This is a genomic window from Pseudomonas sp. MPR-R2A5, assembly GCF_058793055.1.
In genome coordinates, this window is the sequence record NZ_JBXAFK010000091.1 from 1 (window position 1) to 11498 (window position 11498).

At 50.0% G+C, this 11498-nt stretch carries 7 protein-coding genes; 4 read left to right on the top strand and 3 right to left on the bottom strand.

Going from position 1 to position 11498, the window contains the following annotated elements:
- Window positions 1–616: 616 nt before the first annotated feature.
- Window positions 617–1903: an OprD family porin gene (locus AC1Q6I_RS34130; protein ID WP_069075046.1), complete on the top strand. Its 1287-nt coding sequence runs from the start codon at window positions 617–619 to the stop codon at window positions 1901–1903.
- A gap of 73 nt (window positions 1904–1976) precedes the next feature.
- Here AC1Q6I_RS34130 and AC1Q6I_RS34135 read toward each other — a convergent pair whose 3' ends face one another.
- Complete coding sequence (locus AC1Q6I_RS34135) at window positions 1977–4106, bottom strand: M48 family metallopeptidase (protein WP_102625649.1); 2130 nt, start codon at window positions 4104–4106, stop codon at window positions 1977–1979.
- 933 nt (window positions 4107–5039) lie between these two features.
- Here AC1Q6I_RS34135 and AC1Q6I_RS34140 point away from each other — a divergent pair.
- Complete coding sequence (locus AC1Q6I_RS34140) at window positions 5040–5792, top strand: hypothetical protein (RefSeq protein ID WP_069075044.1); 753 nt, start codon at window positions 5040–5042, stop codon at window positions 5790–5792.
- Window positions 5793–6055: 263 nt separating this feature from the next.
- Complete coding sequence (locus tag AC1Q6I_RS34145) at window positions 6056–7273, top strand: ankyrin repeat domain-containing protein (RefSeq protein ID WP_102625648.1); 1218 nt, start codon at window positions 6056–6058, stop codon at window positions 7271–7273.
- A 181-nt stretch (window positions 7274–7454) separates the two neighbouring features.
- Here AC1Q6I_RS34145 and AC1Q6I_RS34150 read toward each other — a convergent pair whose 3' ends face one another.
- Window positions 7455–8444, bottom strand: a complete 990-nt coding sequence (locus tag AC1Q6I_RS34150) for an Abi family protein (protein ID WP_069075042.1) — start codon at window positions 8442–8444, stop codon at window positions 7455–7457.
- A gap of 712 nt (window positions 8445–9156) precedes the next feature.
- On the opposite strand from AC1Q6I_RS34150, the gene AC1Q6I_RS34155 reads away from it, so the two are divergent.
- On the top strand, window positions 9157–10737 hold the full coding sequence (locus tag AC1Q6I_RS34155) for a DUF6119 family protein (RefSeq protein ID WP_102625647.1): 1581 nt from the start codon (window positions 9157–9159) through the stop codon (window positions 10735–10737).
- A gap of 77 nt (window positions 10738–10814) precedes the next feature.
- Here the strand turns inward: AC1Q6I_RS34155 and AC1Q6I_RS34160 are convergent, their stop codons facing one another.
- On the bottom strand, window positions 10815–11246 hold the full coding sequence (locus AC1Q6I_RS34160; RefSeq protein WP_146015797.1) for a Cap15 family cyclic dinucleotide receptor domain-containing protein: 432 nt from the start codon (window positions 11244–11246) through the stop codon (window positions 10815–10817).
- Window positions 11247–11498 lie beyond the last annotated feature (252 nt).

Here is an 11498-nt window from a genome sequence, read left to right on the forward strand (position 1 = left end):
GCGTTATCGTTGACGTTTTTCGCGAGCAAGCTCGCTCCTACAAAAAAGCCTTAACTGAACGGCATTAGGGCAAGCCCGCTCGCCACAGCGGCTCCAGTTTGCTGCGCGACAGCGCCAAGTCAGAGATTTAGTGGAACCCCCATTTAAAGCCTGTTCAGCCCTATAAAGGGTGGGTGCCTGTAAGCACCACGACGGCTCAGTGCCGCGCACCTATCCCAGGCCTTCTGCCGAAAACCGCAATCCATCCCCACCACCCTGGCCCGGCGCCATCACGTCAGGTATCAGCACACGTACCGCTTCCAAAATGTATTACGAAATGTGTTTTTGACGTCGTAAGAGAAGGAATTGGGTCGTTTTTAGAACCGATGTAGGGCGTTGCTTAGAATTATTTCGCCTAAATACAGACGATTCGCGAAATTGACACATAGTTCAACGCGGGACTAGGATTGCGCCCAACGCCTGTGGCTAACCGCCATGACTCATCCAATAAAAAAAGGCCTGCGGCAGTTCAGTCGTCCGCGGGCCTTCTTTTTTCCGGGAAAAGTCGACGCCAGAAAAAGCAGAACGGAGCCTGGTGTCACAGCGCGTACTCAACCAGTAATAAGGAATACAAAAAATGTTGAAGCAACGGATGGGTCTGATTGCTCTGGGGATTTTGAGCGCCACTCAGGCCATGGCAAACGACCAGGAGCAATCCAAGGGTTTCGTAGACGACAGCCACCTGAACATCGCGGCACGCAACGCATATATCAGCCGTGACTACAAGAATGGCAAGCAAGACAAAGCCGAATGGGGCCAAGGCTTTATCGGCAAGTTCGAGTCCGGCTTCACCCAAGGCACCGTCGGTGTAGGTGTGGACGTCATCGGCCAATACGCTATCCGTCTGGACGGTGGTAAAGGTCGCAGCGGCGCGGGCGGTATCGACTTCTTCAAACAAGGCGACAGCGGCGAAGCCGCCAACGACCTGGCCAAGGGCGGCGCAGCCGTCAAGGCGCGCATCTCCAACACCGTGATCAAATACGGTCAGCAGATGCCAGCCGTGCCGGTTCTGGAATACGACAACTCGCGCCTGCTGTCGGAAACCTACGAAGGCACCTCGATCGTTTCCAAAGAGATCGCCGGTCTGCAACTGGACGCCGGTCACTTCACCAAAGAAGCCCGCAAGAGCGCCGAAGGCAGCGACAGCGGCCGCCTGAAAAGCATCGACTACATCGGTGGTAGCTACAAATTCACCGAAAGCCTGTCCGCTGCGCTGTACGCTTCCGACATGCAAGACGTGCTGAAAAAGCAATACGTCAACGTCAACTACGTGCTGGCCCTGCCAGAGCAACAGTCGCTGACCTTTGACTTCAATGGCTACAAAACCAAGCTGGACCGCAGCTTCGCCCTGGAGAACCAAGGTGACGCCGACGCCCGCGACAACAAAATCTGGAGCCTGGGCGCCACGTGGGCCGTTGGCCCGCACAGCTTCACCGTCGCTCACCAGCGCAGCACCGGCGACACGGGCTACCTGTACGGCGGCTACCGCAACGCCGGCGGCGTCGGCGATGGCGGCAACACCATCCTGCTGGCCAACTCCTACTGGTCCGACTTCAACGGCAAGGATGAGCGCTCCTGGCAAGTCGGCTACGGCCTGGACTTCAGCACCTTCGGTGTGCCTGGCCTGACCTACAACGTGGCCTACGTGCGTGGTACCAACATTGACGACGGCTCCAACCGTGGCAATGGCACCGAGCGCGAAATCTTCAACCAGTTCAAATACGTCGTCCAGAGCGGCCCGGCCAAAGACTTGAGCCTGCGTGCTCGTGCGTCCTGGTTGCGTGTTTCCAACAACGCCGACCAGTACAACGTCGGCGGTAACGAAGTCCGTCTGTTCGCCGACTACCCGATCAACGTTTTCTAATTGATCTGGCGTCGCGCCTGATTCCAGGCGATAAAAAACCCCGACTGGTTCGGGGTTTTTTTATGTGCGCCGATCAGTCCTCGCGGTGCTGCAAAATCTTGCGGGCGAGGGAGGCATTTACGTAGTCGAGCATCAGTGACAAGCCCTCATAGGGTTCGAGCTTCTGGTTGTCGATGCACAACTGCGCCATCTGTAACAGCACCTGACGTTTCTTCTTGTTGATGCGCGCGCCCGGCACGCCGAATGCGGTTTTGCGCCGTTCAGGCAAGGGCGCTTCCGGCATCAGCTCCACGGTCACCCAGATACCCTGCATAAATTGCAAGGTGACACCGGCGATGTGCTCAATCGGCAACGGCTGTGCCAGGTTGGCGAACACAAAATGCTCCGGCGTCAGGCGCAACGCGACCTGCGGTGCGCGCTTGAAACGGCGCACACCCAGCCACAAAAAGATCAACGCGATAACGGCGATTGCCGCCCCGGCGCCGATCGCCGACAACGTGTTGCTTTTCAAACGTTCCGGGGTCAGCCAGGGCTGGCTCATGATGGCCAAGCCGAGCCCCACAAAAGGCACGGCGCACACCGCCATCAACACGCCGCGCCAACGCCCTCCCTCATGCAGTTCACGTTCGCCGTCGGTCGATGTGGCCAGGGTTTCCAGCAACGCCGTGTGCGCGGTGTTTTCGGTGACCGCCACGTCGATCAGGTCGCGCGATAACTGCTCACGCAGCGTGCGCGGCGCACTGAAATAAGCGTCGATTTGCCCATCCGCGGCGTGGGCATCCACGAACCGTGTGGCGCTGTGCAGGGCGTCATCCGGCGACACGGCAAGCGCCTGCAGGCGTTCGCCATTCGACGGGTGCGAATCGGTCGGGTGAGGCTGATGAATCTCCAACGCTTCTGGCGGCACCTGCAGTTCACGGCCTTGCAGCGCGGCCAGGGCGGCGGTGGGCAGATCCTCTTCCGAGGCTGAGTCACACAAGGCCAACAGCGCGTTCTCGATAAGCGGCTGCAACACCGACACGCGCAACAGCGCTGAAGCCGCCGCGTCATTGCCGACCAGGCGCGCACCTGCGGCATCCGCCAGCAACTCGCGCTCGCGGCTCCAATGGTTGACCGCGTGATCAAAGCGCTGCATGAAAAACACGCCGAACAGGAATGACGGCCGCATCAGCCACTCCTGGATCAGGTCACTGGCCAGCAGGGTATCCAGCAGCACCGCCAGGCTGCGATTGACCCCATCGTAGATCGGCAAGAAGCGCAGGCTGTATTCGGTGTCTTCCCCTGCAAAGTGTGCGAGCTCATGGCCGATCACCGCGCCGATTTCGTCGCGGCTCAGCAGGCCGAGGTACAGCAGCGGCACATGCAAGGTGCGTCCATGCAGCGTGGTATGCGCCGGTTGCACGTGGGCCTCGCTGGAGGTCACGTAAAAACCTTGGGTCAGGCTCACCACGATATGGTCCGGTGACAGCGCGCCGAGCTTGCCGGCCAACGTATTCACGTCGCGCCACAGCTCCGGCGCCTGTGCGTGCGTCACCACCGCCCCGAACATCTCCAGCGGCTCGGGTTTGAACATACCCAGCATGTGTCGCGATTGTTTGAGCAGCAGCCAGATCGAATACAGGCAGAACGCCGCAATCACCGCCAGCACGGCCATCAGCTTGAACTCGCCGCGACCCAATCGACCGATGTGCCACATCGCCAAGCCTTCGAAACTCAAGGCCAGCGCCACCGTCGTCGCCATCGCCACCACATGGCTCACCAGCACATAGGGCAACAAGCGGCTGCCGAGGGCGAACGCCTGCAACAGTTTTTCCCGCGACTGCCGCGCACGCCGCCCCGCCCACTGTGTGCCGGCCAGCGCCGCCACACCGATCAACGCCGCCAGCAGGCCCAGCCCCATCACCCACGGCGCCAGGGTGCGCATGCCGCTATTGATACGTTGAGCGGTGGGCAGTTCGGCCGTGATTTTATCCAGCCGCTCGAGCGCCGGCTGGATGCCGATTTTTTCCTCGCCCAGGTCGATAAGGGCCGTAGGGTTTTGCGTCGCCAAGGTCTGCAGGGTTTGCCGAGTGGCGCTGACATCGGCCTGGTAGTTGATCAACCACGCGGCAGCCTCACCCGCCCGCTCACGCTCCCAACCGCCCAGAGCGGCGAGCAGCAGCGGGACAATCACCAGCAAACAGATCAGTTTCAGGGCGTTCATGGGCATCCGTTCGCAACGCTTAGTCTTGACGGCGTTATACAGAAAAACCGCCCAGCAGGGCACCAAAAAGCCCCGGCCTGACCAGGCTGGGGATCGGTAAAACTCCTCTATCGAGTGAGAGCTGTCACGTTCGTAATCACTGCGAATGGGGGGCGTAGTTAGCGCCTGCATCAAGTCGGGTTCTCAGGCTCGGCCGCTGGGTTTGCAGCCGGGGGAGTGGGGAGCGATTGGGAAGATAGCTGGGTTGGTGGGATTAGGTGTTTTTATGGGTTAGCCATAATTGTTGGCAGTTCATAATTCAGCGTAAAGCTTGGAAATTGAATCTTGGGTATAGAGGTGGGGGATTTTCGAGGGGGTGTAGAGGTGTGGAGAAAGGCGGGCGGGCATCAGCTAAATACAAACACCCCAGAAACAACAAAGCCCCTGCATTTCTGCAGGGGCTTTGTTTTGTATGGTGCGGCACCAGACGAACGGTATCTTTCGGCAGGGCTAGGTTTCCTGTGGGTCTGGAAGTCGGTGGAAAATTTGGCGTACCCCAAACGGTAACTATAAATAAATCAGCTGGTTATGGTCTTCAGTGGAATCGAATTCGGGATTTATAAGGTATCAGAACGCTATAGGCTGACAGGTAGATCATCCAGAGTAAGCATGGTAAGCATCGTGGGTTAGAATATTGCCGACGGGATGTGGTTTTTGGATCTTACCCCTGTTTGGTATCCTATTTTTGGACTATAAATTTAAACTTCATCACCACAACTGGCGATACACGAGCGGAGTGCAAGCCTATCAAGCCAATGTTAGTCATCCTTGCCTGCTCCACCAAATCATAGCAATTGACCAAAGAAGTTTTCTCAGCGAGCCATCGCATGGCGCAGCGCGATTTCAAAAGAAAAATGCTGCATTTAGGGCCAAATCTAGTTCAAGGAATAAATCGTGGATAACGAAAGTGGGGTAATGGCAGCCTTTGTGCGTAACGTCGAAAATATAGCTAAGGCCAAAGGGGTAAACTTTTGGCATTATCCCACCGGCGGGCAGGATAGGAAACTGCTGGGGGACACAATATTTACCAACTCAACCACGTACAGCCTAGTCGAGTTCAAGGATACAATACATAAGGCCTCGTCCGAGGTGCACAAAAAGGATAGAGTATTGGCTGTGTGTGAGACGGTATTTTCTGACAAGATCATGTGCCAACTGCACGACCAATGTCATTTCATTGCCGGCGATGATTTAAAGACTTCTGAACAAGTTCTATTTATATATCGCCATGCGGTTTGCAATCGCGAAGTATTCGCTGAACCTGCTGAAGCGCATTTACCCTATCTCAGCTCAAACATTAATGAAGGCGGCAGAATATATCTTGATGAGTATGCTAGTGATATTTTCTCATCGACGCCAGCGTATGCATTGAGCGTGACCGAATTTGGAAAATATTTGAAAGTGCTTGTGGATGCGACGACGGGAGGTCGGAAAGGAGTTGAGGTATGCCTTGTCGCTTCAGATGTTAACGACCAAAATCGCTGTATATCGATTCGCTTCGATAATGTTCTTGATTTGCATAAGTGGGCGCTAACAAAACTGTATAAAACGCCTTCCCTTAGTCAGCAAGGAAGAAAATCAAAAGCTAAATCGACCAACAAAATCCGACTTTCTAGTAGTAACGATTTCGATGATGGGCCGTCGTGAGTGGGGCGGTTTTTATTGCTTTAATATTTCTCCCGGATGCAGTATAAATCGCAGTTTAATCGATCATGTCGCTCCGGGATGACGGCACTCGCGCTACGTACCGCTTATTGATTTATTTCTGTTTTGTCGATGGTCTAAGCTTTTTATATAGTTCTACTAGTTGTTGGTCTATGCGGTTTGGGGGGGCGGATGACGACTTGCAAAAACTTGGCTTGTGATATCATGATTTTAATTTAGTTGGTAACTTTGCAAAGGGGCAATGTGTGACAAAACTAGCTGATGATTTCGGTAAGGAGCGTAGTCTTCTTGCGATTAGCAGTATATTGATATTTTTTACCGTTGTTTTGAAAATGGATTTCGATTTCCAATTGCCGTTTGTTAGTGCGAAGTTGGTATCTAAAGATAATTGGTTGTTGTGTTTGTTGGTGTTAAGTTTTTACTTTTCTTTCAGGACTATCTTGGAGTGGCTCAAGTCGGATGGCATTGCTAGAAGCGAATTCTCCAATAAGGCGGATTTTTACTCGTCTCTGATTTTTGGCGTTGGGGCGATTATTGTAGCTGCCAAAGTTGTTTTTGGGCATTTGGCTGTGTGGGATTTACCATTTTTCCCAAGTATGGCGATACTGATAATTGGTGAGGTGATTTCTGCGACGATATCGGTGGCGCTTGAGTCTTTGGCTTATATCAGAACGCGAAGTAAAGCCTATGCCGCTGGTTTGCCTAGAATACCTATAGCCACTCGTGGGGCGCTATTAATTTATATCCCGTTGGGTTTTTTGCTTTTTCTCGTGGCGTATTTTTTAACGAAGTTTTTCGGTAACGATGCTCTTCGTGATGTTTGGTTGTGGATAATAGCTACGCCGATTTTAGTGCATGCTGTTTTTTTGGCTAAATTCTTCTTATTTCCTGATGAGGTGAAGAGGGAAAAGCTGCAGTTAGTATTCGATCAGCATGATGCCGCGTATCAGGTCTATGGTTATGATCGTCGTGCAAAAGCAAGTTGTACGGATTTGTACCAGGCCACTGAAGAGCGGTCGTTTGATAAGGTTCGCGAGCTTGTTGAGCATGGGGCTGATCCTAACCGTAAGGAGCAGCATGGGTGGACTCCCTTTATGTTAAGCGTTGCAAATGGCGATCGTGAAATAGTTGACTTGTTTTTGCGGTACGGTGCGGATGTTAATGTTGTTAATAATTTGGGGCGATCTGCATTAAATTTTGCTAGTCGATACGGATTTCTCGATTTGGTAGAGAAGTTGGTGTTTGCAGGTGCAGATATCAATGGATCCGTCGGGGGATATAATGGCTCACCCCTTATGGCTGCTATAGAAAACAGGCATGAAGATGTTGCCATGTTCTTGATTGAGATCGGCGCAGATGTAGGTCTTGTGGGGCCACGAGATAAAACCGCTTTGCGTCGCGCTGAAGAAAATGAGCTAGGTCAAATAGCTAGCATGATAAGAAATAACTTAAATCGTGGTTAAGGGAGTGAAACGAAAATCGGGGACAGTTCACGACTAATTTAGCGTGGTCTGTCCCAAAATTACGACCAAATTACGCTCGAGGCCTTCAATGCTGCCGCCCGCAGTGAAAAGGGGACGGATTTATTTTCGGATTTTTAGGTTGGGGGGATAGTCAAGACGATACCTGCAGTTTCTGGCTTCCTTATTCCAAACACCATTGCTGCTGATTTTTCCAGTCATTTGGAAATCCCATGAGTCTCAAATAACCCAGTTCCTGCTGATCCATGATTTCGGCCAGACGAAGCTTCCATTGGCTGTCTGGACTGATCAAGTCGGTTAGATAGGCCAGTATCGTCAATACGATGTATAGCCGCTGCTTGGGCTGAGGCCGGTTGGCAGGTGCATTTTGGATGACCCATTCATTGGGTAAGGCTGGTCGAATCGAGAGCTCTCGGTTCCATAGCCGTGAGTGATGGGCGCAGCAATTTCGAATGAAAGTCAGAGTATGTAGCCAGGAGGCCAATACATCGAAGGGCAGATTGAATCTGGCGGCGATAGCTTTCTTATCGGCACTTCTGCCTATGGCACTGAAGAGGGTAGATACCGTCCCAAGGCTGAGTTCTTCCAGGATCGCCCAAGCGGGCGGCAGCTCAGGGTGGGCATAGGTCGCTCCGTAGTATCGGAAGTAGTTATCGCGCATGCGGTTTTCGATCCGCTGTTGCTGGAGCCCATCGGCCTGTCGACCGTTTTTTATGCGCTCAATATCACGTCTGAGTTTGTTGCGCTCTTTATTCAATTGCTCCCGCAGGGGGCGCAACAACTCGAGATGCGCGTATGACGAGGAGAAGACTGACGCGTCAGCTATCCAGTCAGGCCCATATTTAGGGCACATGTGATTGCTTATAGTCGCTCGTATGGCGACTTCGACACGTTCGATGGCATCCATGGTTATGCGTCGCAACGAACCATCGAAGCGGTAGATATCGACAACTGCTTTCAGGGTGCTGCCGGGCTTGAAGGTGTGTTCAGGGTCTGGCTCCTGGAAGGGGCGCATATAGGGGCTCAGGCGAAACAGCGTGACCACTTCGAGAAAACGCATGGCCCGATCGTCGTTGGCGACGTGCAGGCCTCGTTGCTTTAGCAGTTCCAATTGCTGTTCTACGCTGAGGGCCGGCTTATCGAAGGGCCTCATGTAGTTTTCTCCAGGCAAAAAAAACCCGCACGATTTGAGCTTGCTGACTGGGTCAACCTAGGCTTGGCGGGTGTGTTGGGGTGCATTATAGGTAGCTGGAGGAGGTCGTCAACTTCATGCTGAAGTGAAATTGTAACGGGTAGGTGTGCAGGCAGATTTGGATGGGCAGCCGGACTTGCATAGGGGGCGAAATCTGAAGATCAAAAGATCGCAGCCTTCGGCAACTCCTACAGGGCGGCGGCGGGGTGCTTTTTAGGCGTTGGATTTCTGAATGCCAGAAACAACAAAGCCCTCACATTTCTGTGAGGGCTTCGTCTTATATGGTGCGGCACCAGGAGTCGAATCGCTCAGCAAGAACATGATTTATATATTATTTTAACATGAGGCTATTAGTTACTACCTCATGGAATATCCTCAGTCTCACTTTCAGCTGCATGGGATCTATATCCCAGATGTGGGTGACAGAACTGAAACGTGGGGGGGGGCCAGCTTTTTTGCCCGATCCATCTATACTCGAATAAACAAAAGTATGGTGGCGAAGGAGTGGCATGGTGTATTTAATCAAATTTCGCTCTGGCGTTACGTTTTTTCGCCGGCCAGTTTCATGTGGCGCACTCTTTGAGCACAAAAAATGATGTCACAGGTCCGAAGATTTTCGGCCCTAATAAGCTGACTTAAATTTCTATGGGTATGGTAATGGAATCCGATACCAATGATAGAGCCTAGACAGAGAAAAGAAAGCCAGAAAATATCTATTTATAAAATTAAAACCCCAGGCGAGTTTGATGTGGACTCGCTTATCAGAAAAGGCTTTGTAAAAGAATATGAGGGGGGTAATACAACTGTCCTTCTATTGAAAGATAAACCGTCCACACCGTCTTGGTCAGTGCATCTGAAAAAAGATTTTGGAGTGGGTGAAGTGAGAAATATAAGTAACAGTTTCATGCTTCTACAAAAAAGAGAAGATGAACTGTATGCAGTGTGTGGTGGGTATGCGTTCAAATATTTAAAGGATCTCTATCATGATGATTTTGGTTTGGAGGTCGCCGTACGGTTAATAACAGATGCAAATAGTATAACGTCTTTCCATCAAAGGGCTTTGAGTGGCGCGATTAAGCAACTATACCATGCAGTCAAAGGATATAATCCAAACTTTGATACGGAGAATTATTCTAGGATGTTGCGGTTTGTGGAGGGTAATTCTGTATTTGAAGGTAAAAAATATAAGGTTTCCGGTCGATCCTCTTTGGTTGTTAGGACAGAGCGTGGGCTTAAAAAAATCGATGAAATAATCGCTGATATTGAAATCGTGTTAAGGGGGGAGCCAAACGTTAAATTCCCTAAAACTTTTAAGCAGGTTTCTGATGAAAAAATAAAAGAGAAGTTGGATTCCGATTTTCTTAGCGAGCTTTCTGAGTTTCTGTGCGTACCTGAGGGTACGACAACAATCTCGTTGGAGCTTGATGACTTTGTTAAGCAAAGCAGTTGCGAAAACTTTAGGGTGAATATTAACGGAAAGTCTGTAATTTTGGATTGTTTAGATATTGATGAGTTGAAAGATAGGCTTTCTGAAAAAATAGATCCTGCGGGCCTTGATGTTGAAAGTGTGTTGAAGATCAACTTTACTTCAAAGGATGAAAGTGGAGAGCTAATCTTAGAGCGCGTGCCGATAGACAAAATCTGTGTTTATGAACAGACTATTGGCAACAAAAATTTCATAAGGTTAGGAGGGAAATGGCTGGAGATATTGGATGATATCCAAAGCTATATTGATGAGGAAATAGCGAATATCGAAGTGAGACGAGGTGTTCTGCCTGATTGGGATAAGCGAATATACAAAGAGGAAGGGAAGTACAACAAATTTGCGGCTGATAATAAAGGTTTTCTTTGTACTGATGCAGATTTTGTGTATCTGAAAAATGGACAAAATAAATTAGAGCTTGCTGATTTATTTGATAGTGAAACGAAAACTTTCTATCATATTAAAAATACTTGGGGGAGTAAATCTTCATATTTTTTTAATCAGGCTTCTGTAGCCATTGAGACCTTTAAGAAAAGTGCAACATTTCGAGAAAATATTAGGAAGAAGTGGCCTAAAGAGTTTCCCGGTACATTCAAGCTGGGGCAGTCTACGGTGGTCATTGGTTTTGCAATAACAGAAGATAAGCACGCGCACTTCCCAAATAATTTGTCATATTTTACAAAGCTGAGCTTGATAAACAACATTAATAAGATGGCTCAGTGTAATGTTCAAGTTGTATTGTCCCCTGTTAAGCTGGTAGTCGGAGATTAGTTGCTTTAAATTGTTTGGCTCGCTATGGGGTACAGCATATATGCTGTTTAATTGTATATGTTTATTATTGGCTTCTCTTAATAGCCTTTCCAGTCGGATTTGTTTGGCCATAGAGATTTTGCATCTTTGAATGATTGAATTTCGATTTTTGAAGCGATTTTACGAAGGTGTATCACGCCGTTTGTAGGACTGCTAGTCCAATAGCTTCCACTTAGTTGTAAGTTTGAATTTGATAGTTGAAGATCGCCCGCGCCGTTGATAAGTGTCGTTCTACCTTGATATTCGTTCTGTAACTCATATACATAGGCTAAACGGTAAATCCCCGTTTTTTTGTTTTCAAGTATCGCTTCTACTTTTGATTCTCCAACCTGGTGTTCGGTTAGGCTTCTGATTGAAAGAGTAAGATATGATTGTTTTACTATAAAAACAATTGGTAGTACAAGTGCATGGTTTCGCTCATCTATCTTGTAGTTTGAAGAAAGCTCGCCTATCCACGTTCCTTCAAGCACTGGCCGCCCCAGCCATTTGGGGATCTTCCAAAGTTTCCAAACTAACTTGTAGAACAGGAAAAATAGAGTTGATGTGATTGTGATGCTGGAGGAAATCCATCTAAAGCATTGAGTTGCGTCAGGGAGGTCCTGGGGAGATGTATTAATTGTTGCAAATATTAAGAACAGTAGAGCTGTTAGGGATGGTCTGAAGTAGCCATGTATTTCCCCGGCATACCACCTAGCGCAACTTTTAAACTCGCCAAATGATCA

What these genes read in the sequence shown, in the direction of transcription:
- AC1Q6I_RS34130 (WP_069075046.1), top strand. Translation starts at nt 617, where the DNA reads ATGTTGAAGCAACGGATGGGTCTGATTGCTCTGGGGATTTTGAGCGCC.
- AC1Q6I_RS34150 (WP_069075042.1), bottom strand. Translation starts at nt 8,444, where the DNA reads ATGAGGCCCTTCGATAAGCCGGCCCTCAGCGTAGAACAGCAATTGGAA.
- AC1Q6I_RS34135 (WP_102625649.1), bottom strand. Translation starts at nt 4,106, where the DNA reads ATGAACGCCCTGAAACTGATCTGTTTGCTGGTGATTGTCCCGCTGCTG.
- AC1Q6I_RS34155 (WP_102625647.1), top strand. Translation starts at nt 9,157, where the DNA reads ATGATAGAGCCTAGACAGAGAAAAGAAAGCCAGAAAATATCTATTTAT.